Annotated in this window: 29 protein-coding genes; 15 read left to right on the top strand and 14 right to left on the bottom strand. The window is 61.8% G+C overall.

The window, feature by feature from the left end; genetic code table 11:
• Window positions 1–2: 2 nt before the first annotated feature.
• From ACR0FG_RS18195 to ACR0FG_RS18180, 4 genes are all read left to right on the top strand, one after another.
• The gene (locus ACR0FG_RS18195; protein ID WP_170673622.1) at window positions 3–761 is read left to right on the top strand and encodes a F0F1 ATP synthase subunit A; all 759 of its coding nucleotides are present in this window, start codon (window positions 3–5) and stop codon (window positions 759–761) included.
• A gap of 48 nt (window positions 762–809) precedes the next feature.
• Window positions 810–1034 (top strand): F0F1 ATP synthase subunit C, encoded by a 225-nt coding sequence (locus ACR0FG_RS18190; RefSeq protein ID WP_005981269.1) that lies wholly within the window; start codon window positions 810–812, stop codon window positions 1032–1034.
• Window positions 1035–1120: 86 nt separating this feature from the next.
• Window positions 1121–1672: a F0F1 ATP synthase subunit B' gene (locus tag ACR0FG_RS18185; protein ID WP_170715626.1), complete on the top strand. Its 552-nt coding sequence runs from the start codon at window positions 1121–1123 to the stop codon at window positions 1670–1672.
• A 5-nt stretch (window positions 1673–1677) separates the two neighbouring features.
• The gene (locus ACR0FG_RS18180) at window positions 1678–2238 is read left to right on the top strand and encodes a F0F1 ATP synthase subunit B (protein ID WP_170715628.1); all 561 of its coding nucleotides are present in this window, start codon (window positions 1678–1680) and stop codon (window positions 2236–2238) included.
• 59 nt (window positions 2239–2297) lie between these two features.
• On the opposite strand, the gene ACR0FG_RS18175 is transcribed toward ACR0FG_RS18180, so the two are convergent.
• Both ACR0FG_RS18175 and ACR0FG_RS18170 read right to left on the bottom strand, forming a co-directional pair.
• On the bottom strand, window positions 2298–2774 hold the full coding sequence (locus tag ACR0FG_RS18175) for a metal-dependent hydrolase (RefSeq protein ID WP_480894512.1): 477 nt from the start codon (window positions 2772–2774) through the stop codon (window positions 2298–2300).
• Entirely contained in the window at window positions 2774–3544 is a 771-nt protein-coding gene (locus tag ACR0FG_RS18170) for a FadR/GntR family transcriptional regulator (protein WP_480894510.1), read from the bottom strand. Before ACR0FG_RS18170 ends, ACR0FG_RS18175 begins: the two co-directional genes overlap by 1 nt.
• 159 nt (window positions 3545–3703) lie before the next feature.
• Between ACR0FG_RS18170 and ACR0FG_RS18165 the strand changes: the two genes are divergently transcribed.
• From ACR0FG_RS18165 to ACR0FG_RS18150, 4 genes are all read left to right on the top strand, one after another.
• Window positions 3704–4897: an aminotransferase-like domain-containing protein gene (locus tag ACR0FG_RS18165; protein ID WP_480894508.1), complete on the top strand. Its 1194-nt coding sequence runs from the start codon at window positions 3704–3706 to the stop codon at window positions 4895–4897.
• Between the two features lie 44 nt (window positions 4898–4941).
• Window positions 4942–5337, top strand: coding sequence for a hypothetical protein (locus ACR0FG_RS18160; protein ID WP_480894506.1), 396 nt, complete (start codon window positions 4942–4944; stop codon window positions 5335–5337).
• 141 nt (window positions 5338–5478) lie between these two features.
• Window positions 5479–8934, top strand: a complete 3456-nt coding sequence (locus ACR0FG_RS18155) for a chromosome segregation SMC family protein (RefSeq protein ID WP_480894505.1) — start codon at window positions 5479–5481, stop codon at window positions 8932–8934.
• Window positions 8935–8988: 54 nt separating this feature from the next.
• The gene (locus ACR0FG_RS18150) at window positions 8989–9339 is read left to right on the top strand and encodes a hypothetical protein (RefSeq protein WP_480894503.1); all 351 of its coding nucleotides are present in this window, start codon (window positions 8989–8991) and stop codon (window positions 9337–9339) included.
• A gap of 6 nt (window positions 9340–9345) precedes the next feature.
• On the opposite strand, the gene ACR0FG_RS18145 is transcribed toward ACR0FG_RS18150, so the two are convergent.
• The 4 genes from ACR0FG_RS18145 to cobD are packed head-to-tail and all read right to left on the bottom strand — an operon-like array spanning window position 9346 to window position 13075.
• Window positions 9346–9993 (bottom strand): hypothetical protein, encoded by a 648-nt coding sequence (locus ACR0FG_RS18145; RefSeq protein WP_480894501.1) that lies wholly within the window; start codon window positions 9991–9993, stop codon window positions 9346–9348.
• 25 nt (window positions 9994–10018) lie between these two features.
• Window positions 10019–11182: a lytic murein transglycosylase gene (locus tag ACR0FG_RS18140; protein WP_480894499.1), complete on the bottom strand. Its 1164-nt coding sequence runs from the start codon at window positions 11180–11182 to the stop codon at window positions 10019–10021.
• 10 nt (window positions 11183–11192) lie between these two features.
• Window positions 11193–12113 (bottom strand): adenosylcobinamide-phosphate synthase CbiB, encoded by a 921-nt coding sequence (gene cbiB / locus ACR0FG_RS18135; protein WP_480894497.1) that lies wholly within the window; start codon window positions 12111–12113, stop codon window positions 11193–11195.
• On the bottom strand, window positions 12110–13075 hold the full coding sequence (gene cobD / locus ACR0FG_RS18130; RefSeq protein WP_480894495.1) for a threonine-phosphate decarboxylase CobD: 966 nt from the start codon (window positions 13073–13075) through the stop codon (window positions 12110–12112). The genes cbiB and cobD overlap by 4 nt, the downstream gene beginning before the upstream one ends.
• 183 nt (window positions 13076–13258) lie before the next feature.
• Here cobD and ACR0FG_RS18125 point away from each other — a divergent pair, with 183 nt between their 5' ends.
• Complete coding sequence (locus ACR0FG_RS18125) at window positions 13259–13621, top strand: response regulator (protein WP_170715652.1); 363 nt, start codon at window positions 13259–13261, stop codon at window positions 13619–13621.
• Here ACR0FG_RS18125 and ACR0FG_RS18120 read toward each other — a convergent pair.
• On the bottom strand, window positions 13603–14592 hold the full coding sequence (locus ACR0FG_RS18120; RefSeq protein ID WP_480894493.1) for a glutathione S-transferase family protein: 990 nt from the start codon (window positions 14590–14592) through the stop codon (window positions 13603–13605). The two genes, ACR0FG_RS18125 and ACR0FG_RS18120, sit on opposite strands and share 19 nt — an antisense overlap.
• Before the next feature lie 228 nt (window positions 14593–14820).
• Between ACR0FG_RS18120 and ACR0FG_RS18115 the strand changes: the two genes are divergently transcribed.
• A complete protein-coding gene (locus ACR0FG_RS18115; protein WP_170715656.1) occupies window positions 14821–15174 on the top strand; it encodes a hypothetical protein in 354 nt (117 codons plus the stop codon).
• Between the two features lie 31 nt (window positions 15175–15205).
• Here ACR0FG_RS18115 and ACR0FG_RS18110 read toward each other — a convergent pair whose 3' ends face one another.
• Together ACR0FG_RS18110 and ACR0FG_RS18105 are read right to left on the bottom strand one after the other, a co-directional pair.
• On the bottom strand, window positions 15206–15733 hold the full coding sequence (locus ACR0FG_RS18110; RefSeq protein ID WP_480894491.1) for a L,D-transpeptidase family protein: 528 nt from the start codon (window positions 15731–15733) through the stop codon (window positions 15206–15208).
• A gap of 3 nt (window positions 15734–15736) precedes the next feature.
• Window positions 15737–16909, bottom strand: coding sequence for a MalY/PatB family protein (locus tag ACR0FG_RS18105; protein WP_480894489.1), 1173 nt, complete (start codon window positions 16907–16909; stop codon window positions 15737–15739).
• A 94-nt stretch (window positions 16910–17003) separates the two neighbouring features.
• Between ACR0FG_RS18105 and def (ACR0FG_RS18100) the strand changes: the two genes are divergently transcribed.
• The 5 genes from def (ACR0FG_RS18100) to ACR0FG_RS18080 are packed head-to-tail and all read left to right on the top strand — an operon-like array spanning window position 17004 to window position 19430.
• Window positions 17004–17522: a peptide deformylase gene (def, locus tag ACR0FG_RS18100; RefSeq protein ID WP_480894487.1), complete on the top strand. Its 519-nt coding sequence runs from the start codon at window positions 17004–17006 to the stop codon at window positions 17520–17522.
• Complete coding sequence (gene def / locus ACR0FG_RS18095; protein WP_480894485.1) at window positions 17519–18013, top strand: peptide deformylase; 495 nt, start codon at window positions 17519–17521, stop codon at window positions 18011–18013. The genes def (ACR0FG_RS18100) and def (ACR0FG_RS18095) overlap by 4 nt, the downstream gene beginning before the upstream one ends.
• A gap of 23 nt (window positions 18014–18036) precedes the next feature.
• A complete protein-coding gene (gene fmt / locus ACR0FG_RS18090) occupies window positions 18037–18951 on the top strand; it encodes a methionyl-tRNA formyltransferase (RefSeq protein WP_480894483.1) in 915 nt (304 codons plus the stop codon).
• Between the two features lie 4 nt (window positions 18952–18955).
• Window positions 18956–19192 (top strand): hypothetical protein, encoded by a 237-nt coding sequence (locus ACR0FG_RS18085; RefSeq protein WP_170715670.1) that lies wholly within the window; start codon window positions 18956–18958, stop codon window positions 19190–19192.
• A 1-nt stretch (window position 19193) separates the two neighbouring features.
• Complete coding sequence (locus tag ACR0FG_RS18080) at window positions 19194–19430, top strand: GlsB/YeaQ/YmgE family stress response membrane protein (protein ID WP_170715672.1); 237 nt, start codon at window positions 19194–19196, stop codon at window positions 19428–19430.
• 3 nt (window positions 19431–19433) lie between these two features.
• On the opposite strand, the gene ACR0FG_RS18075 is transcribed toward ACR0FG_RS18080, so the two are convergent.
• The 5 genes from ACR0FG_RS18075 to ispH are packed head-to-tail and all read right to left on the bottom strand — an operon-like array spanning window position 19434 to window position 22709.
• The gene (locus ACR0FG_RS18075; protein ID WP_480894480.1) at window positions 19434–20036 is read right to left on the bottom strand and encodes a COG3904 family protein; all 603 of its coding nucleotides are present in this window, start codon (window positions 20034–20036) and stop codon (window positions 19434–19436) included.
• A 55-nt stretch (window positions 20037–20091) separates the two neighbouring features.
• On the bottom strand, window positions 20092–20715 hold the full coding sequence (locus ACR0FG_RS18070) for a trimeric intracellular cation channel family protein (RefSeq protein ID WP_480894478.1): 624 nt from the start codon (window positions 20713–20715) through the stop codon (window positions 20092–20094).
• The gene (gene rnhA, locus ACR0FG_RS18065) at window positions 20712–21179 is read right to left on the bottom strand and encodes a ribonuclease HI (RefSeq protein WP_480894476.1); all 468 of its coding nucleotides are present in this window, start codon (window positions 21177–21179) and stop codon (window positions 20712–20714) included. The genes ACR0FG_RS18070 and rnhA overlap by 4 nt, the downstream gene beginning before the upstream one ends.
• Window positions 21172–21762 (bottom strand): class I SAM-dependent methyltransferase, encoded by a 591-nt coding sequence (locus tag ACR0FG_RS18060; RefSeq protein WP_170715681.1) that lies wholly within the window; start codon window positions 21760–21762, stop codon window positions 21172–21174. The genes rnhA and ACR0FG_RS18060 overlap by 8 nt, the downstream gene beginning before the upstream one ends.
• Window positions 21759–22709, bottom strand: coding sequence for a 4-hydroxy-3-methylbut-2-enyl diphosphate reductase (gene ispH / locus ACR0FG_RS18055; RefSeq protein WP_480894474.1), 951 nt, complete (start codon window positions 22707–22709; stop codon window positions 21759–21761). The genes ACR0FG_RS18060 and ispH overlap by 4 nt, the downstream gene beginning before the upstream one ends.
• Between the last annotated feature and the right edge of the window lie 193 nt (window positions 22710–22902).

The following is a 22902-nucleotide window of genomic DNA, read 5'->3' as shown; positions in this document are numbered from 1 at the left end:
ACGTGGCGACCGAGACCACCGCAGCAGAAGGCAGCAGCCTGGTATTCCACCCGATGGACCAGTTCATCGTCAAGCCGTTGTTCGGCGACGGTGCGATTGCATGGTACACGCCCACCAACGTGACCCTGTGGCTGTTCCTGGCGATTGCGGCGATCTTTGCTCTGCTGGTTCTCAGCACCTCAAAGCGCGCGATTGTTCCGACCCGGATGCAGTCGGTGGCCGAACTGGCCTATGGCTTCATCTACAAGATGCTGGAAGACATCTGCGGCAAGGAAGGCGTCAAGTACTTCCCCTATGTCATGACCCTGTTCATGTTCATCGTCTGCGCCAACTTCCTGGGCATGTTGCCCATGTCCTTCACCACTACATCGCATTTCGCCGTGACCATCCCGCTGGCGCTGGCCGTGTTCCTGACCGTGACCGTTCTGGGTTTCGTCAAGAACGGTGCAGGCTTCCTGGGTCTGTTCTGGGTTTCCAGCGCCCCGATGGCGTTGCGCCCGGTTCTGGCGATTATCGAGCTGATTTCGTACTTCGTACGCCCCGTCAGCCACTCCATTCGTCTTGCCGGTAACGTCATGGCAGGCCACGCGGTGATCAAAGTGTTCGCAGGCTTTGCCGCGATTGCCGCGATCTCGCCCGTGTCGGTTCTGGCAATCACCGCAATGTACGGCCTCGAGGTCCTCGTGTCCTTCATCCAGGCCTACGTATTCACCATTCTGACCTGTGTTTATCTGAAAGATGCGCTGCATCCGTCGCACTAAGGTCCGAACACCCAACATCGAAACTTCCAATTCGTAAGGAGATACATCATGGAAGGCGATCTCGCACACATCGGCGCAGGCCTGGCAGCAATCGGTTCCGGCGCAGCCGCAATCGGGGTGGGCAACGTTGCAGGCAACTTCCTGGCCGGCGCCCTGCGCAACCCTTCGGCGGCTGCTTCGCAGACCGCAACCCTCTTCATCGGTATCGCATTCGCAGAAGCGCTGGGCATCTTCGCATTCCTGGTATCGCTGCTGCTGATGTTCGCCGTCTAATCTGCGGAACCTGATCCTTACGCGCAGGTGGGCCCAAGCCATAGTGGCCCACCTGTTGTAAAGACAACGTTCCGACGGAGGACATCATGGCGACTGAACCCCTTACAGAAGAGGTAGCTGGCACCTGCGTTGACTCGTATGGGTCGGCCATCGGGATGCCGCAGCTCTGCTTCGATTGGTTCCCCAACCAGATTTTCTGGCTGGTCATTACGCTGGTCGTCATCTTTCTGGTCCTGTCTCGCGTGGCTCTGCCCCGCATCGCGGCAATCCTGGCTGAACGTCAGGGGACCATTACAAATGACCTGGCTGCGGCCGAAGATCTGAAGGCCAAGGCGGTCGAGGCCGAAGAGGCCTATAACAAGGCGCTGGCCGATGCCCGTGCCGAAGCGCAGCGTATCGCTGCCGAAGCACGTGCAGAAATCCAGTCTGGTCTGGATGACGCAATTGCCAAGGCGGATGCGGAAATCGCTGCAAAGGCGGCTGAATCGGAAAAGGCAATTGCCGACATCCGTGCCGGTGCGCTGGAAAGCATTCAAGTGGTTGCCAAGGATACGGCGGCTGAACTGGTCACTGCACTGGGCGGTAAGGCGGATGCCGATGCCATCAACAGTGCCGTAGACGCGCAGACGAAAGGATAAGTGACATGCGGAACACTCTTGCCCTTATCCTGACCGTTGGTGCCGCCAGCCCTGCGCTGGCCGCAAGCGGCCCGTTCTTCTCGCTTGGCAACACCGACTTTGTGGTCACTCTGGGCTTTATCGTCTTCATCGCGGTCCTGTTCTATTTCAAGGTTCCCGGCATGATTGGCGGTGCTCTGGACAACCGAGCCGAAGGCATCAAGTCCGAACTGGATGAAGCCCGCGCCCTGCACGAAGAAGCCCGCAGCCTGCTGGCCTCGTACGAGCGTAAGCAGCGCGAAGTTCAGACCCAAGCCGACGCTATCGTCGAAGCGGCGAAAGCGGACGCGGCTCTGGCAGCGGATCAGGCCAAGGTCGATCTGGAAAAGTCCATCGCGCGCCGTCTGGCGGCCGCACAGGATCAGATCGCATCGGCTGAAGCTTCGGCTGTGAAAGAGGTGCGCGATCAGGCGATCACCGTGGCTGTTTCGGCAGCGAACGCGGTTCTGGCCAAGCAGATGACCGCTGCGCAGGCCAACAAGCTGATTGACAACGCCATCGCGGATGTTGGTGAAAAGCTGCACTGATCTGCAAGACAGTTGATAACAAAACCCGAGGGCCGCAAGGTGCTCGGGTTTTTGTGCTCTCAGGCCCTACGCCAACTGAGAAACCAAACAAGCAGCGCAATAACCGTAATCACGATCTCAACCTTGAAGGTCCAATGGTTGAGAAAAGACAATATCCAATGAGAATGGGTCGCCTGTACCACGACTAGAGGATGCGTTGCGTCTGAAAAGGGCCAGAGCCAAGCGACTTCTCCGGTGATCGAATCCAGCACCATATGTACCAGCCCGCCTGCGCCGAAGAAGGTCAGAAAAGTGCTGGTTCTCAAGGCCCAAACGCGTATAGCCATCCCGGCCATCAGGAACCCCGCCCAGATGATAGGGCGGTGCGTCAGATAAGAATGGTGATGATGCCCCTGGTTGTCGACAAGATAGAACCAGAGCATGTCTACGTCTGGGGCAACGGCCCCAATCATCGCTGCTGCAAATGCAAGTTTGCCAAGGTTTGGCGCCGCCGCTCGAAAGACCAGATAGGCACCGGGTAGATGACCAATAAACATCAAACCTCGCCCGTCTCATGCTTCAACCGCTGCTGTGCGATCTCTTCGTTGCGTTGGGCTTTCTGATGATCGGCCATGCTCGCCTCGACAAAGCTCAGATGCTGTTCGACCGCCTGCCGTGCCCCCGCCGGGTCGCGGTCCTGCAGGGCGGCGTTGATCGCCCGATGCTGATCCAGAATGGCATCCCGCGTGGTTCGTTGGTTGAACATGAGCTGCCGGTTGTAAAACACACCTTGCCGCAGCAGATCGAACATCGATCGCATCATATGCAGCATCACCACGTTGTGGCTGGCCTCGATAATCGCCATGTGAAACTGCGCGTCCAGATGCGCCTCTTCCTCGGCGGCGTTGCTTGCATGGGCGGCTTCCATCTTGTCAAAGATCGCCTGAACCACCTTCAGATCACTGTCCGAGCCCAGCCGCGCCGCGCGTTCAGCCGCCAGCCCCTCCATATCGCGCCGGAACGATAGATAATCGAACACCGCCTCGTCATGGCTGCTGAACAACCGGATCAAAGCCGGGGAAAAGGCCGATCCCAGAACTTCGGCCACATAGATGCCCGACCCGGCCTTTGAGGTCAGCAACCCTTGCGCCTGCAACTCGGATATGGCGTCGCGCAGGGACGGGCGCGACACCCCCATCCGTTCGGCCAGATCCCGTTCGGACGGAAGGCGCTCACCGGGGCGCAGGATGCCGCGCAGGATCAACAGTTCGATCTGGCGGACAACGGCAAGGGACAGTTTTTCGGTCTGAACTTTCTGGAATGGCATGGCGTGTCTGTTTGAAATTGGTCAATTCACATGACCACGTATCCAGACCCGGTTCAAGAAACCGCAATCACATTCTTTGAAACATTAGGTCAGTATTATTGACTTTAATCGCGACCCCCATAGCCTGCGCGCACCAACGGTCAGACGAGGAGACGGCCCATGGATCAACTCTACGCCACACGTGCGTCGCGGATGAAAGCATCCGAGATCAGAGAACTGCTGAAACTGCTGGATCAGCCGGGTATCATCTCATTCGCGGGCGGCATCCCCGACCCCGATCTGTTTCCCGCTGATGACTTCGCGCAAGCGTTTCAGCGTGCGCTCGGACCCGATCAACAGGCGCTGGCGCTGCAATATTCGGTCAGCGAGGGCTATGCCCCGCTGCGCCAGTGGCTTGCAGATCACATGCGCCAGATCGGAATTGAGTGTGACATCGACAACATCCTGATCACCTCGGGCTCGCAACAGGCGCTGGATTATCTGGGCAAACTGTTCCTGTCACCCGGAGACACCGCTCTGGTTGGGTGGCCGACCTATCTGGGCGCACTGGCCGCCTTCAACGCCTATGAGCCGCGCTTTGATCGCTTGGGCATCAATGGCAATCGCGGCGCCGACGAATACCGCGCAGGGGCAGGGCAGGGCGCGGTCAAGTTCGCCTATCTGTCTCCTGACTTCGCCAACCCCACAGGCGAAACCGTGGACCTGCGCGGGCGCGAGGCGCTGCTGGACCTCGCCGACGATCTGGAATGTGCAGTGATCGAGGACGGGGCCTATCAGGCCCTGCGCTATGACGGCGATCCGATCCCGCCCATCCTTGCGCTGGAACTGGCGCGAAAAGGCTCGATCGAACACTGCCGCACGATCTATTGCGGCAGCTTCTCGAAAACCCTGTCGCCGGGGCTGCGGGTCGGCTGGGTTGTGGCTGCAAAGCGGGTCATTTCGCAGATGGTTTTGCTGAAACAGGCCGCCGACCTGCATTCATCGACGATCAACCAGATGGCGGTGCATCAGGTGGCGCAAGCCTGTTTCGACACTCATATCCCCAAGCTGCACAAAGCCTATGGCGCACGCCGGGATGCGATGTTGTCGGCGCTGGCCCGCCATATGCCTGACGGTGTGCAATGGACCAAACCCGAAGGTGGTATGTTTGTCTGGGTCACGCTGCCAAAAGGGACCAGCGGTGCAGACCTGCTGGCGCGGGCGTTGGAAACGGTCAAGGTCGCCTTTGTCCCCGGTCAGGCGTTCTTTCCGGACGACACCGGGGCCAATACCATCCGCCTGAGCTTTTCCAACTCGGACGAACAGATCATCGAAGAAGGCATTCGCAGACTTGGAGAGGTGCTGCGCGCCTGACCGGCGAAAGGTTTCGTTAACCATAGTGCATCTAGAAAGGCCGCATGACCCGCCTGCTCGCCTTCCTGCTGCTTGCCGCCTGTTCGGGCGGCACGCCCTATTTCCGCGACCAGCCCGCAACCCGCGTGTCCGTCAACGGCAGCGTCTTTGACGTGCGGGTGCGGCACGAACTGGCCGAGGCCGTGCGGGTCAACGCCCAATACGCCCCGCGCCTTGGCCCGATCCGCGACCGCGCTGCGCTGGCGATGGCCCATGTTTCGGGCTGCCCGATTCTCGACGTGATGGGCGATGCTGCAGTGACCGTTGGCGTGTTGGGCTGTGATCGGGAACTGGGGGAAAAGCTGATTTTCGGCGCGCTTTTGCGCGGACCTTATGAATGCGTCAACTACGGCTATTCGGGCGGATACGGCTATCAGGTCTTTGAATGCACCCCGTACTGAGATACGCGCAAACCCGCGTAGTTTTGCCAAGATGTTGTGGATAACTCGGGCGAATGACCCATATCCTGCGCAATCACGTTGACACCTCGCCCTTCGGTTGCGCACACTTCTTGAGTACAGGAATCATACCAAGAGCAGCCATTGCGCTTTAGCAAACTCAAACTGACCGGCTTCAAAAGCTTCGTGGACCCGACCGATCTGATCATCGCGGACGGGTTGACCGGTGTGGTTGGCCCCAATGGCTGCGGCAAGTCCAATCTGCTGGAGGCTCTGCGCTGGGTGATGGGCGAAAACCGCCCCAAATCCATGCGCGGCGGCGCGATGGAGGATGTTATCTTCGCCGGTGCTGCCACAAGGCCTGCCCGCAACTTTGCCGAGGTGGTCCTGACCATGGACAACTCGGAACGTCTGGCGCCTTCCGGTTTCAACGACAACGATCAGCTTGAAATCGTGCGCCGCATCACCCGCGACGTGGGCAGCGCCTACAAGACCAACGGTAAGGACGTCCGCGCCCGTGACGTGCAGATGCTGTTCGCCGACGCCTCGACCGGCGCGCATTCGCCCGCGCTGGTGGGGCAGAACCGCATCGCCGAGCTGATCAACGCCAAACCCCGCGCCCGCCGCCGTATTCTGGAAGAGGCGGCTGGTATTTCCGGCCTCTATCAACGGCGGCACGAGGCCGAGTTGAAGCTGAAAGGCACCGAGTCCAACCTGACCCGCGTCGATGACGTGCTGGAACAGTTGGGCGGTCAGCTTGCGCAACTCGCTCGTCAGGCCCGTCAGGCCGCGCGATACCGCGAGATTGGCGAGCAGTTGCGGCAGGCCGAAGGGATGCTGCTGTATCGTCGTTGGAAAGAGGCCGACATGGCCCGCCAACAGGCCGAGGAAAAGCTGCGCGAGCGCCTCACCGAAGCGTCACGTGCCGAAGCTGCCGCCCGCGAAGCCGCCGCCAAACGCGCCCAGATCGAAGAAACCCTGCCGCCCCTGCGCGAAGAAGAGGCCATCGCCGCCGCCGTCCTGCAACGCCAGCAGGTACAGCGCGACCAGCTTTCGGATCAGGAAACCCGCGCCCGGCAGACCATCGAAACCCTGACCAACCGCATCCAGCAGCTTGGTAAGGATATCGAACGCGAATCCGGCCTGAACCGCGATGCGGGCGAAATGATCGAACGGTTGGAGTGGGAGGCCCGCGAGCTTGCCAAAGCCGCCGAGGGTTATGACGAAAAGGTCGCTGAGGCTGCCGAGATCGCCCGCGAGGCCGCGTCGGTCCTGCAGGACCGCGAAGATCACCTCTCGCAGCAGACCGAAGACATGGCCCGCCTGGTCGCCCGTCACCAATCGGCGCAGCGGCTGGTTGAAGACAGCCGCAAGACTCTGGCCCGGTCCGAGGGCGAAGAGGAAAAAGCCCGCGCTGCCGTGGATGACGCCAAAACCGCCCTGATCCGCGCCAATGAGGCGTTCGAGGCCGCGCAAGAGGGCGAAGAGGAAGCCCGCGAAGCCGCCGAGGCTGCCGAAGAAGCGCTCGCCGCCGCTGACGAGTTGCGCAATGATACGCAGGCGCGTGAGGCCGAGGCCCGTGCCAAGCGGTCAGAGGCCGAAGGTGAGTTGGGCGCGATCCGGGCCGAAACCACCGCGCTGGCCAAACTGGTTGAACGCGACACCGCCGAAGGCGGGCAAGTGCTGGATCTGCTGCGGGTGGCACCGGGATACGAAAAGGCGTTGGGGGCGGCTTTGGCCGATGACCTGCGAGCGCCTTTGGTCGAAGGCGACGGGCCATCCGGTTGGGTGCAGGTTGCAGGCTATGACGCCGATCAACCGCTGCCCGATGGGGCCGAACCGCTGGCCCTGCACATCTCCGGCCCCGATCGCCTGAGCCGCCGCATTGCGCAGATTGGTCTGGTCGATGCGGATCAGGGCGCACGCCTGCAAGCCTCGCTGAAGCCGGGTCAACGTCTGGTCTCGCGCTCGGGCGACCTGTGGCGCTGGGACGGGTTCCGCGCCTGGGCTGAGGATGCCCCAAGCGCCGCTGCCCTGCGTCTGGAACAGCTAAACAAGCTTGAGGCGCTGAAACAGGAATTGACCCGGACCGAGGCGCAGGCCGATGGCGCGCGCGCCGCGCATGAGGCGCTGTCGCAACAACTGGCCGACGTAACCGAGGCCGACCGCCGCGCCCGCGACGCCCGCCGCGCTGCCGATCAGCGCATGGCTGAAACCGCACGGATGCTCAGCCGGGCCGAGGCGGATCGCAATCTGGCCGAGGGCAAGCTGGAGACCCTGACGTTGGCCGTGGACCGCCACAAAGAAGACGCCATGTCTGCCCGCGCCCAACTGCGCGAGGCCGAAGGCGCGTTGACCGGCTTAGGCGATCTCGACAGCGCCCGCGCGCAGGTCGAAGACATCAAGCAGACGGTCGAGGCCGCGCGGATCACCATGTTGACCCACCGCTCGACCCATGACGAGCTGCGGCGTGAGGGCGAGGCCCGCACCCGGCGTAGCCAAGAAGTCACCAAAGACCTCAGCGGCTGGAAGCACCGTCTTGAAACCGCCGAAAAACGCATCGCGGAACTGGCCGAACGCAAGGAAAGCTCGGAAGAGGAATTGCAAGAGGCCATGGCCGCCCCCGGCGAAATTGCCGAGGCCCGCGAAGAACTGAATGAGCTGATCGAAACCGCCGAAGCCCGCCGCGCCGAGGCTGCCGACAAGCTGGCCGAGGCCGAAACCGCGCAGCGCGAGGTTGTGCTGGCCGAACGCGAAGCGGAACGTCAGGCGTCGGAAGCCCGCGAAACCCGCGCCGCCGCCGAGGCGCGTTGTGACGCGGCCAAAGAGGCCGTGACCGCCGCCGCCGAACGCATCGCCGAGGATCAGCAACTGACGCCCAACCAGTTGCTCAACCAACTGGACGTGAACCCCGACCAGATGCCCGCCGCCGACGCGCTTGAGGCCGAGGTCAATCGCCACAAGCGCCAGCGCGACGCGATGGGCGCGGTGAACCTGCGCGCCGAAGAAGACAGCAAAGAGGTTCAGGAAGAATTCGATACGCTGAACGGCGAAAAAGGTGATCTGGAAGAGGCGATCAAAGCCCTGCGCAGCGGCATCGCCAGCCTCAACCGTGAGGGCCGTGAACGTCTGCTGACCGCGTTTGAGCAAGTGAACTCGAACTTCGCCATGCTGTTCAAGCACCTCTTTGGCGGCGGTGAGGCCAATCTGGTCATGGTCGAAAGCGACGATCCGCTGGATGCAGGTCTGGAAATCATGTGCCAGCCGCCGGGCAAGAAACTTTCGACTCTCAGCCTGTTGTCGGGCGGCGAACAGACCCTGACCGCCACCGCGCTGATCTTCGGCGTCTTCCTCGCCAACCCGGCCCCGATCTGCGTGCTGGACGAGGTCGACGCCCCGCTGGACGATGCCAACGTCACCCGCTTCTGCGACCTGTTGGACGAGATGTGCCGCCAGACCGACACGCGTTTCCTGATCATCACCCACCACGCGGTGACCATGGCGCGGATGGACCGGCTGTTTGGTGTGACCATGCAGGAACAGGGTGTCAGCCAGCTTGTCTCGGTTGATCTCAAGAAAGCCGAACAGATGGTCGCCTGACCGCTCACTGCAAGTTTATGCCTGTTTCACACCCGCCCGGGGTAGGGTGAGGCCATGACCCGTTTCCTGATCCTCGGCCTTCTGGCTTCCGGTCCCGCATGGTGCGCCGAATGGCCGACCAAACCCGGCGACGTGCCCCTGAGCGCTCAGGAACTCGAGGCGCTGGCAGGCCGCACGCTGACCTTCTACGACGACGGCAAGGCTGCATTCTCAGCCGGAGGGGCTTATTCCTACACCTACGCCAGCGGAGACGCGGCCTTTGGCACCTATTCCATCGCCGAGGACGGCAGCATCTGCATCGCCTACCGCAACGGCTTCAGCCGCTGCGACCTGTATGTGCATAGTGGGGGGAGGTTGGTTCTAATCGATGAGAAAGGGGATCGGTATCCGGTGCGGCCGGAGTGATGGTCGTCATTCGGGCGTCGAAAGCTTGCACTCACCTTGATCGAAACACGCCAGTAGGTCTCTTAACTGTTCGCTCTCTACGCTGAAATATGTCGGGCAAATGGAAGCTGTTATCTGGAAAGCTTTTCCGTTCCGAGAGGTCTTTAGTATTCCTATGACGTCACTGTCGGTACTTGGAAGTTGATCTATGACACCGCTATAATCTGATGATATAGTAATGTGCACATCGATCTCTTCTGCCGAAAATGGGACTAACTCGCGGCCTAACATTTGCACTCCTTCAAACCGGAACGCACCCCGATAGCTGTATTCGATGTGTTCAGGCATTTGCGTGTCCTCCGAAGGAGGCCAATACGCAGATTGAATGCTCGTATACTGCCTTTCGTGCAGGAATTCCTTGTCTGAATTCCGAGAGAAGCGTCCAAAAACGATTTTGCCTTCGCCATCCCGCATTTGCCAAGCGAGCCGTTCGGCCAGATCAGTCGAATGCAGACGGAGCTTTTCGCCTTGACTGAATGTTCGTTCAGTCTCGGACATTAAGTGGATTCCGGGCGGCTCACAGGTGAAGGCAATCGCGCCTTGCGATCCCAAAACCAGCAGCGAAATCGCAGAAACAAGTCTCGCGCTGTAGTTGAACTTCTGTTTCTTGTTCATTTCTTAAGCCTATCCCAGCGGCTCTCTATAGCCGCCCCAACAACTCCGCCGTCGGCCATGCATCCGCAGGCAGCCCCAGCCGCTGTTGCTCGGCCTGCACCGCAGCCCGCGTACCCGCGCCCAGAATCCCGTCGATCTTGCCCACGTCATGCCCACGCGCTTGCAGCTTGCTCTGCAATTGCTTCATCTGCGCGCCGGACAGGCCAGCAGCCGGATTGCCCGCATCATAAATCTGCCCGCCCTCAAGACGTGTGCCGAAATAGGCCGCCGTCAGGACATAGACAAAGCTCTGGTTCCATTCGAAATAGACATCGAAATTCGGATAGGCCAGAAACGCGGGCCCCTTGTGCCCCTGTGGCAGGATCAATGAGGCCGGTAGATTGGTCAGCGACCCGCTGCGGGCCTGGACCCCCATTGCCTGCCAGTCTGCCACCGAACGCGGCTTGCCCGGCCCGGATAGGGACCAGTCCATAGTGTCGGGCACCGTCACCTCTTGCAGCCACGGCTGGCCCGGTTGCCAGCCCAGATGCGACAGCATCTTGCCCCCCGACAGCAGCGCATCCGGGGCTGAGGTTTTGAGCGAGACCTGACCGTCCCCATCCCCGTCCACGCCATTGTCCAGAATGTCCTGCGGCAGCATCTGCACCATGCCAATCTCTCCCGCCCAGGCGCCGGTGGTGCGGTTAGGGTCGAAATCGCCCTGACGGTGCAGCTCAAGCGCGGCAAAGATCTGCGGCCGGAACAATTCGGGGCGGCGGCAATCATGGGCCAGCGTCACCAGCGCGTTGCGGGTGTTGAAATCACCCTGCACCGCGCCGTAGTCGGTCTCGAACGCCCAAAAGGCCAGCAACACGCCGCGCGACACTCCGTATTCGCGCTCGATCCGGTCAAAGACCGCGTCGTATTTCTGCGACATCGCCTTGCCCCGGTCGATCCGGTTTTGCGAGATCAGGCGGCGTGAAAACTCGATGAACGGTTTCTGAAACACCCCCTGCGCCCGGTCGGCTTTCAAAACGGCTCCGTCCTGCCTGACGCCATCGAAGAACCCGTTCACGGTGGCTTGGTCGAACCCGCGCTGGGCGGCTTCGGATTTCAATCCTTTGACAAAGGCGTTGAATCCGCCCCCGCATTGGGCAAACGCGGGTGAGGCGAACAGGGCGGCGGCCACAAGGGCAGAGAGCAAACGCATAGGGCGTCCTTCAGAAAATAAAGCTGACCCCAACCCACACCGACACGAGGCCAAGCGCAAGCCCCCAGACGCGCCAAAGCATGTCACATGCGCGGAAAATCTCTGCCGCGCCGATGTCACGCGGGGCATCGCCGTTCACCCAGGCCAGATCGCGCATCTGCCCGTCATAGCTGCGCGGCCCCGCCAGAGCCACGTTCAGCGCCCGCGCCATCGCCGCCTCGGGCCAGCCCGCATTGGGTGAGACATGGCGGCGCGCATCGGCGATCATCTCGGACCTTTCCGCCCAGCCGCCTGACAGCGCCACGATCATCAGGAATGTCAGCCTTGCCGGGATCAGGTTCAGCAGATCGTCAAACCGGGCCGAGGCCCAGCCGAAATCTGCGTATGTGCCATTGCGATAGCCGATCATACTGTCGGCGGTGTTGACCGCCTTGTAGATCAGCAGCCCCGGCAACCCGGCGACCAGATACCAGAACGCAGGCGCAATCACCCCGTCGCTGAGGTTTTCCGCCGCGCTCTCGATGGCGGATCGTGCAATCTGCGCCTCGGTCATGTCGCGTGTATCGCGCGAAACAATCATCGCAACCCGCGCGCGGCCCTCGGGCAGTGACGCGCGTAGCCCGTCGCCCACGGCGCGCACATGGCTCACCAGTGATTTCTGTGCCAGCAGGATGGCGCAGATCATGATCTCGGCCACCGGACCCAGCAGCGCCAGACCCCGCCCCAGCAGATACGCGCCCAGCACCAGCAGGATCAGGACAACGACCCCTTTGACCCGCCGCAGCGCGCCATGGTTCAAACGCTTGTCCAGCCAGCCGATCCCATTGCCGATCATCACCGCCGGGTGACGGATGCGCGACCACAGCCAGTCGGGCTCGCCCAAGGCGGCGTCCAGACACATGGCACAGACCAGCAGGAACGGGGTGCTCACAGGGCGGCCTCCAGCCGGTTCCAGCCGTCAGCAGGCGGCAGGCCCAGACGCAGATAGGTCGCGGAATAGGGGAACACGCGGCTCCAGATATGGGCCTGTGCCAGTCGGTCCTGCCACGCGGCGGCGTCATCAACTTCATAAAGGCGGAACAGGCTGGTCCCGCCCAGCAGCCGCGCGCCTTTGGCCGTGACCAACTGATCAAGTCGCGCTGCATCATTGGCCAGACGCTCCCGTGTCGCCTGGGCCCAGGCCAGATCCCGCAACGCCTGTTCACCGATCCGCAATGCTGGCCCTGACACCGACCACGGGCCGGTCAGGTCGTTCAACCGACCGATCAGGTCCGGCTGCCCGATGGCGAACCCCAGCCGAAGCCCAGCGAGGCCCCAGAACTTGCCAAAGCTTTTCAGGACAATCACGCCCGGACGCTCTGCCAGATGGATCAGGCTTTGGTCCGGGGTGACATCGCAAAAGCTTTCGTCAATCACGGTCAGGGGGGCGTTGGCATCCTCGGCTTGCCAGAGGCGACCGTCGGGATTGTTGGGATGCACGATCACCCGCGCCTCGGCAGGGCCGTCCGGTTGCACCGCCCATCCCTGCGCCGAAAACGCCGCGGCATGTTCGTTATAGGTTGGCGCTGTGATCTGAACCCGCCCCGTCGCGGCCAGCGCAGGGATACGCGCGATCACCGCCGAGGCGCCCGGCGCAGGCAGGATCGCCGCGCCGTCGGGCGCGGACCAGAACAACCGCGCCGCATCGCTCAAGCGTTCGAAGGCGCCGTGATCCGGCAGTTCTGCCCAGTCTGACGGCAGCAGCCCCGAAATGGGATAGGGTTCGGGGTTGATCCCCGTCGACAGGTCGATCCAATCCGCGCGCGCTCCGCCATAGCGCTGGATGGCCCCGTCCAGCCCGCCGCCATGGTCCCGCTGCGCGCGCGGGTTCAAAGTTTCGCTTGGATCAGCCATTGGTCCCTCAGCCGGAATCGCCTGTTCAGGCCCGCTTCAAGCGGATTTATGCCGGTTATACAAGCAAATCCGCGTGAGCGCGGCGCTGGACCGGCGGCGTTAACACTTTGTTAAGGAAATCACGGGATCACGGGCTACGGGGGTCGGCACCACTCACTCTACCAAGTGCCGAGGTTGTTGCAAATGAAAGTTCTGATTGTTGAGAGTAACCCCGACCTTGGTCGGGTCTGGCAAAGGCATCTACAGCGGCAAGGGGCCGAGGTCACTCTTGTTGCCGGGCAAGAGGCTGCGATCCTCGCGCTTTACGGAACCGCCTTTGATATCATCGTGCTGGATCTGGTGCTGGAAACCGGCAGCGCATTGGCCGTGGCTGATTTCGCCAGCTATCGCAGGCCACAGGCGCGGGTGATCTTTGTGACCAACACCACGTTCTTCTCGGACGGGTCGATCTTTGCCCACAGTCCCAATGCCTGCGCCTATGTGCAAAGTGGAACGCCGCCAGAGGATCTGGCGGCGATGGTGGAACATTACGCGGCGGGTCGCTGACCGCGCCCGTGCGGTTCCATGTAATCCAGCACCGGGTTTGTCGGAATGATCCGGTGCGGATTGATGCTTTCGTGGCTGTAATGATAGTGCCGCACGATATGATCCATGTTCACCGTCGCAGCGACGCCCGGCCATTGATACAGCTCGCGTGTATAGGCCCATAGGTTCGGATAATCGACCAGCCGCCGCCGGTTGCATTTGAAATGCAGGTGATAGACCGGATCGAACCGGATCAGCGTTGTGAACAGACGCCAATCGGCCTCGGTGATGCGGTCGCCCATCAGGTAACGGTTCGCAGACAAACGCTCTTCCAGCCAGTCCAGCGTATCGAACAGCGGGCCAACAGCGGCATCATACGCCGCTTGCGAGGTGGCAAAGCCGGACTTGTAAACGCCATTGTTGACGTCCGAATAGATGCGCGCGTTCACCTCTTCGATTTCGTCCCGCATTGCTTCGGGCCAGTAATCGTCAGTGTTGCCGGTGATCCCGTCAAAGGCCGAGTTGAACATGCGGATAATCTCGGAACTTTCGTTCGACACGATGGTCTTTTCCACCTTGTCCCACAGGATCGGCACCGTGACGCGGCCCGAATATTTCGGATCGGCGCGGGTATAAAGCTGATGGGCAAAGTCGTGTCCGAACAGCTTGTCGCCAGTAGCGCCACGAGTGTCCGTTTCAAACGTCCAGCCCTTGTCCAGCATGTCCGGGTGCACGACCGAGACGGCGATATGGTCGCTCAGCCCCTTCAGTTCCCGAAAGATCAGCGTGCGATGCGCCCAGGGGCAGGCGTGGCTGACATACAGGTGATAGCGTCCGCTTTCCGCCTGAAATCCGCCGCGCCCCGACGGGCCGGGGGCCCCATCGGCGGTGATCCAGTTGCGAAACTGCGCGGCCGAGCGCTTGAAGGCCCCGCCGGTGGATTTGGTATCGTACCAGGTGTCATGCCATTTGCCGTCAACAAGCAGGCCCATCGTCAGTCCTCCGTAAATGTTTGCAGCAAAGATAGGTCGTTGCGCCCCCGGTTCCTATTTCACCGCGCGCGCATCTGCCCTGCGCCCATGCACAATCAGGGGCACAATCGGGGTACAATCCGGCGCACAGGCGCAACAGATCGCCCATCACCCGGCCCGCGTGAAGCGCTTCACTGGATTTTTACACAATCCGGTCCACAATAGAGGGTGTTAAGGGGGAAGTTTATTATGAGTACCTATGTTTCAAAGGAAATCCGCGCCGAATTGGACGCGGCTCGAATCGCGACATTGAAGAAATCCAGCCGTTTGCGGGTGGAAATGGGCGACAATACCTTCAAAATCCTGACATTGTGGAAAGATGGTTTCACTGTCGAGGCCGATACCACGCCGCGTCTGCGCGGGCTGGTCGATATCTATGATGGTGCCAACCACATGTACCAATGCCTGATCATCGCTGATGAGGAAGCGGCGGGCGAAATGCGTTATGAATTCAAGCGCAACACTGTTGCCGCCGACCGCGCTCCGCTGGATTTCTACCGCGCGCCGGACGCCCCGATCGCCCTGCTGGGGTTCGAGGATTAGGGCGATCTAAACCAGAACACCAAAAGGGGCTTTAGGGCCGGATTTCGACCGTCGTTCCGGTTGCGGTCAAACGCCAAAGCTGCGCCATCTCTGCGTTCGAGATCGCGATGCAGCCAAGGGTCCAGTCCCCCGGCAGGGTAAATCCGGTCATGCCGTTGGGCTGCCCATGGATAAAGATGTCCCCGCCGGGGCTGTAATTCCCCTGCCGTGCCCTTTCCCGGTCATCAGGCTGCGGATAGTCGATCCCCAGAGACAGGTGAAAGGCGCTTTGCGGGTTGCGACGATCGATGCGGAACATCCCCTCGGGCGTCTTGCCGTCACATTCGCGCGTCTTGTCACCCTCGGGCGCAAAGCCCAGTGCGATATCGGCCTGCATCACGACCGCGCCATCCAGCGTGGCGGTCAGACGCCGGGCGGTTTTCTCGATCAGGATATGGTCGATGCGGCTGGCCTCGGGGGCCAGCGGCGGGGCTGCGACGCGCGGGCCATAGCGGTGCCATCCGACCCAGCCCGCCAAAGCGACCGCCAGAACCAGAGCGAGCAGCGCAACCCGGCGCATGGCTTACTGCAGATCGCCAAAGGCCCGTTTCAACCGGGCGCAGGCCTCTTCGACCCGTGCGCGTTGGGTGGCCAGATTGAACCGTTCAAACGTCTCGCCCCCCGACCCGAATCCGGGCCCGGACGAGGTCGCAATCCGCGCATCCTCGCGCAGGCGGCGCACAAACTCGTCGTGGTTCATCCCGGTGCCGGAAAAATCGACCCACGCCAGATAAGTCGCCTGCAACGGCATCGACCACAGGCCCGGTATCTCGGCGATTGTCGCGTCGAACAGTTCCCGGTTGGCATCCAGATGCCCAATCTGAGCATCGACCCAAGCGGCCCCATCGGGCGAGTAGGCGGCGGTGATCATCGCCACGCCCAATGCGCTGGGGTCATAGTCCAGCGTGGTGATCCGGTGCCGCATCTCACCGCGCAGCTTGGCGTCCGGGATGATCATGTTACCAGTGCGCTGCCCCGCGATGTTGAACGTTTTCGACGCCGCCGTCAGCGTCACGGTCCAGGCCCGGGCATCCGGGGCGGCCACATCCATCGGCACAAATGTACTGCCCGGATAGACCAGATCATGGTGAATCTCGTCCGAAACCAGAATCAGCCCGTTGCGTTCAGCAAACGCTGCCACGGCGCGCAGCTCATCCGGCGTCCAGACCCGGCCCGACGGGTTCTGTGGCGAGCACCACAACAACAATTTTTCCGACCCGTCCAGCCGCGACTGCGCATCGTCCAGATCCAGCGCATAGCTCTCACCCTGTCGCACCAGCGGGCATTCAATCACGCGGCGGCCTGATTTGTTCACCTTGTGGGCAAACTCATGATAAACGGGCGAAAAGATGACCACCCCGTCCCCCGGTTCGCTCCAGACATCCAGACATAGGGCAATCGCATTGCCCAACCCTTGCGAGGTCAGAATCCAGTCGGTGTCGATCTCCCATCCATGCCGGGTCTTCATCCACCACTGGATGGCGTCAAGATAGGCGGGGTGCATCCAGGAATAGCCAAACGCCCCGTGATCGGCCGCCTTGCGCACCGCCTCGATCACGCAAGGCGCGGTGGCATAGTCGGAATCGGCGGTCCACATCGCCAGCCCATCCTCGGGCGACACACCATAAAGCCGCTCCATCTTGTCCCATTTGGTTGCGTTGGTGCCCCGGCGGTCGATCAGGTCGTTGAAAGTCATGTCATCTCCATCTGTCGAGGCGAAAGCTAACCTCAAATCCGCCATGTGCAAGGGGGCCGTTGCAGCGGCGGGCGGGATGGCCTAAATCAGCCTCATGAAACGCAATATCCTGCTCCATCCCGACCCCCGCCTGAAAAAGCTCTGCGCGCCGGTGGCTGACATCACCGATGACCTGCGTAAACTGGCCGATGACATGCTGGAGACCATGTATGACGCGCCCGGTATCGGGCTGGCCGCGCCCCAGATCGGCGTGCTGGACCGGCTGATCGTGATCGATTGCGTCAAGGAAGAAGGCGCCGCCCCGCGGCCTTTGGTGATGTTCAACCCCGAAATCGTGGCCTTTTCGGACGAAACCAATGTTTACGAAGAAGGCTGCCTGTCGATCCCCGAACACTATGCCGAAGTAACCCGGCCCAAAGTGGTGGATGTGACATGGATGGACCGCGACGGCAATTTGCAACAGGAAACCTTTGACGATCTCTGGGCCACCTGCGTGCAGCATGAGATCGACCATCTGAACGGAAAGCTGTTCATCGACTATCTCAAACCGTTGAAACGCCAGATGATCACGCGCAAGATGCAAAAGCTGAAACGCGAAAAGGCCCGCGCATGACCGTGCGCACCTGCCTGCCCTGGCCTGACAAACGCCTGCGGACCAAGGCCGAGGACGTCTCCGAGATCACCGACGAGATCCGCACCATCTGGAACGACATGATCGACACAATGGAGGCGATGCCGGGCGTTGGCCTTGCTGCGACGCAGATCGGCGTCATGCTGCGGCTGGCCGTGGTCGATGGCTCGACCAAGCGCGGCAAAGCGGTGCGTCTGGCCAACCCCGAAATCCTGCACAGCTCTGTCGAGCTGCGCGAACATGATGAAGCCAGCCCGAACCTGCCCGGCGTCTCGGCCAAGGTGAAACGCCCCCGTGCGGTGACGGTGAAATTCCTTAATGAACACGGCCAGATCGACCGCCGTGATTTTGTGGGGATCGAGGCCACCAGCGTGCAGCACCAGATCGACCACCTGAACGGCCGGATGTATTTCGACCGCCTCAGCAAGGTCAAACGCGACATGCTGCTGCGCAAGGCAAAGAAGATGGGGTGAAACCCCATCCTACGGAGGCACGGATGCGTATAATTTTCATGGGCACCCCCGATTTCTCGGTCCCCGTTCTGGACGCTCTGGCCCGCGCAGGCCACGAGATTGCCGCCGTCTACTGCCAGCCCCCGCGCCCCGCCGGTCGCGGCAAGAAAGACCGCCCCACACCGGTGCACGCAAGGGCGCAGGCGTTGGGCCTAGAGGTGCGCCATCCTACCTCGCTGAAATCCCCCGATGAACAAACCGCATTTGCCGCGCTGGACGCTGATGTGGCGGTGGTCGTCGCCTATGGGCTGATCCTGCCGCAGCCCATCCTCGATGCTCCAACCCATGGCTGCCTGAACATCCACGCCAGCCTGCTGCCGCGCTGGCGCGGGGCGGCTCCGATCCACCGCGCGATCATGGCGGGCGACGCGCAGACCGGCATCTGCATCATGCAGATGGAGGCCGGGCTGGACACCGGCCCTGTCCTGCTGCGCGAGGCCACCGATATTGGACCGGAAGAAACCACCGCCCAGCTCCACGACCGCTTGTCGGACATGGGCGCGGCGCTGATTACTCAGGCGCTGACCAAGCTGCCCGACCTGACGCCAGACCCTCAACCCGAGGCCGGCGTCACCTACGCCGCCAAGATCGACAAATCCGAGGCGCGCATCGACTGGTCGGCCCCCGCCACCGAAGTCGACCGCCAGATCCGGGGTCTGTCCCCATTCCCCGGCGCATGGACCGAGGCCGAAGGCGACCGGATCAAACTGCTGGCCTCACGTCTGGCCCAGGGGCAGGGCGCTCCGGGTCAGGTGCTGGACGATGCGCTTACCGTGGCCTGCGGCGAAGGCGCGGTTGAACTGCTGCGCTTGCAACGGGCGGGCAAAGGCGCGCAGGATAGGGAAACCTTCCTGCGGGGTTGGCCGATCCCGGTCGGCACTCGCCTGTCATCGGAGTAAAGCCATGTTCATGATCCTGATGGGCACCGTCGTGATTGCCGGGATCGTCGGTTATCTATCGGAAAAAACCGGCTTTACCCATAACGGCTATCTGCCATCGATCATCATCTGCGTCGGCGGGGCATTCCTGTTCTATTTCGCCCGCATCATGTTCGGCATCAGCTTTGGCCCGCCGGGGCTGGACGCGGTTTTGTCCTCGATCGGCGCGCTGATCATCGTGCCCACGCATTGGAGGAAATGACATGCCCATCGTCGTGCTTATCATCATCGGTGCCGCCGCGGGGTTCCTCGCCACCCGCCTGATGCGGATCGAGGCGGACATTCCCACCACCATGCTGATCGGCATCGTCGGCGCGCTGGTGGGCGGGTTGATCCTGCGTACACTGCTGGCCGTGATGGGCTGGCTGTCGGGCTTTGTCGGCGCGGTGCTGGGCGCGCTGCTGGTGATCTGGATCTGGCAGACTTACGTGCGGCGCTAGAGGTTATCGCGCGTCACACTCAGCCATTGACCCCAACGCAGGCACCGCGCCCGTGGTCATGTCATACCGATCCGCCTCGGCTGATGTCATCCAGTGCATCTCGTCCTCGGATGCCGCATCCAGCGTGAACCAATAGAAATCGGGATCAACGCCGATATCCTCGAAATAGGCAAGATAGCGGTCATGTTCGGGATGGTCTTCGGGCAAGTCTGCGGCGACAAACCCGCCGCCGCCCCAACTGTGGACACCGACACAGGCTCCGGGCTCAAGCACCCGCTGGTTACCCGCCAGAAACAGGTCGGTCCCGCCCGATGCGACCAGCCCGTCCGAGGGCACAACCGTGTCGAAACCCTTGCTGCGCACAACGCGGCTGAAGACCACATTTGCCTCATCGTCGACCGAGCCCTCGATAGTCTGCAAAACCAGCGTTTTGGCCTCGGGGTTTTCGGCCGCGACGACCAGAAAGGACCGCAGCGTCGTGTCATCAATCGTGCCCTTGGCGATGATCTGATCCCCATCCGCCTCAAAGGCGACAGGCGTGTATTGCCCCGCGCAGGCGGTCAGGAACGAGAGGCCTAAAAGGACGAAGGGAACACGACAGGGCATCTGTAATCTCACAATCTGTTGAAAACACGGTGATACCAGTCAAGGCCGCTTGCGTCTAGCGGCGCGGCGGACGGGCCTTGTAGACCGGCAATTGCCAACCAAAAACCAGCGACCCCGCCCGCAGCACCCAGCAGGTTATCGCGCAGGCCCCCAGCGCGGGCAATGCCTCGACCCCCAGCCGGTCCAGCCCAACTGCGACCAGCGCCCCGGCAAAGGTGCAAGACACATACAGCTCGCCCTGTTTCAGAACCAGCGGCACCTCGTTGCAGACCACATCCCGCATCAAACCGCCCAGACAGCCGGTGGTCACGCCCATCAGCACGATGATAACACCCGTTTGCCCAAGCGACAGGGCCGCCCCCGTACCTGCGGCGGCCGCGATGGACAAGGCAAAACTGTCCAGCCAGATCAGCCAGTTATACCGGCTTTCCATAAGATGCGCGGTAAAGAACACCAGCACCGCCGCGCCGCAGGCGATCAGGATATAGGTCGGCTGGTCGATCCAGAACACCGGATGCCGGTCCAGCAGCAGATCGCGCACCGTGCCGCCGCCCACTGCCGTCAGACAGGCGATAAAGGCAAAGCCCACCAGATCCAGCTGCGCCCGGCTGGCCACCAGCGCGCCCGTCAGTGCAAAGACCAGAACCGAGGCATAGTCCAGCAGGGCAAGCCCGCTCACGCCTGTGCCTTTTTCGGCTTGAACGGGGCCATACCAGCGCGCGCCAGCTCGTCGGCGCGTTCGTTTTCGGGGTGGCCTGCATGGCCCTTGACCCATTCCCAGGTTACATCATGCCGCTGCGCCGCCTCATCCAGCCGCTGCCACAGATCAACATTCTTGACCGGCTTCTTGTTCGAGGTCTTCCAGCCGTTCCGCTTCCACCCGAAAATCCAGCCGGTCACGCCGTTTTTCACATAGGCGCTGTCAGTGACGATGGTGATGGCTGAGGGGCGGTCCAAAGCCTCCAGCGCGCTGATTGCAGCCAGCAACTCCATCCGGTTGTTGGTGGTCTCGGCCTCGCCCCCGTTCAGCTCACGCTCTTTCAACACGGCCTCACCGTCCATCGCGCGCAGCAGCACGCCCCAACCGCCGGGGCCGGGGTTGCCGGAACAGGCGCCGTCGGTATAGGCAAACAGATCAGGCATGGGCAAACACCAGAATGAACCCGTCATAAGACCCCGCCAGACCCTTGCCAAAGCCTTTCACCGAACGGTCGATGACAAACCCTGCCTGCGTCAAAGCCTCTGCAATCTCATCCTCGGAGTAATAGGTGTAATACCGATCCAGATCGTCGCGATGTTCACCCGTACCCAGTTTCATCCCCAAAAACAGATGGCCGCCGGGTTTCAGCGCCCGGTGAATGGCGCTCAGATGGCGCGGGAAATCGGCGCGGGGGGCGTGCAGCAGGGAAAAGCTGGCAAAGACCGCGTCATATTCCGCCACCTCGGTGACATCATCAAACGTGCCCAGATGCGCATCCACGCCATTGCCGCGCGCGTGTTCAACAAAGGCAGGCGTCGCATCCAGCGCCCGCACGCGCAGCCCCTGACGCATCAGAAACGTGCTGTCCGACCCGGGGCCCGAGCCCAGATCCAGCACATAGCCGCCCTTGCCCACAACATCGACAAAGTCCTGACGCGCGGCAAGCTGCTCGGCGGGCAGGGGCATCTCAAGATACTGCGCGACGCGCGCGGTATAGGCGTCGATCGTGCGTTGGTCCTGTGTCATGCAGGCTCTCTCAACACACGCGGCACCTTGAATTCCACGTTTTCGACGGCGGTCTCAACCATCTCGACCGTCACGTCATAGTGGTCGCGAAAGGCGTCGATCACCTCGTTCACCAGCACTTCGGGGGCCGAGGCGCCTGCTGTGATGGCGATGCTGGAAATCCCGTCCAACGCCCGCCAGTCAATCTCGGTGGCACGTTGCACCAGCTGCGCATAGCCGCACCCGGCGCGCGAGGCGACCTCGACCAATCGCCGCGAATTGGACGAATTGGGCGCGCCGACCACCAGCAGGGCGTCGGATTTCGGGGCGACGGCCTTCACCGCCTCCTGACGGTTTGTGGTGGCGTAACAGATATCTTCCTTATGCGGCCCGACAATGGCGGGGAACCGCGCCTCAAGCGCCGCGATGATGTCCTTGGTGTCATCCACCGACAGCGTGGTCTGGGTGACAAAGGCCAGCTTGTCGGGATCGCGCACCTCGACATGGGCCACATCCTCGACCGTTTCCACCAGCAGCACCTCGCCATCCGGCAATTGCCCCATGGTGCCGACGGTCTCGGGATGGCCCTTGTGGCCGATCATGATCATCTGCAGGCCCGCATCCGAATGCCGCTGCGCCTCGACATGCACCTTGGACACCAGCGGGCAGGTGGCATCGACATAGATCATCTCGCGCTGTGCCGCAGTCGCAGGCACCGATTTCGGCACGCCGTGGGCTGAAAAGATCACCGGCCGGTCATCGGGGCATTCGTCCAACTCCTCGACAAACACCGCCCCTTTGGCCCGCAGCCCGTCGACGACGAATTTGTTATGCACGATCTCATGACGCACATAGACCGGCGCGCCCCATTTCTGCAGCGCCATTTCAACGATTTTGATGGCCCGGTCCACGCCGGCGCAGAATCCGCGCGGGGCGGCCAGATATAATGTCAGCGGCGGCTTTGTCATTCGGCGTTCTCCTGAACCGAACACCTAGGTCTTTTCATCGCCATGGTCCAGACAGCAACCTGTCATTTAGCTGACATGAATCACTGTTAGCAGGGGGATATTTTCAGGACCTATCCCTTTAAACTAACGCGGCCAGGGCTCTCGGGCCCTGGCCGTGCACACTCTTGCCGATCCCCATGCGCTCGGGGATGGG

The sequence above is a fragment of the Ruegeria sp. E1 genome (genome assembly GCF_056534225.1).
Note: the sequence above shows the minus strand (reverse complement) of the source record. Positions and strands in the feature narration are given on the sequence as shown.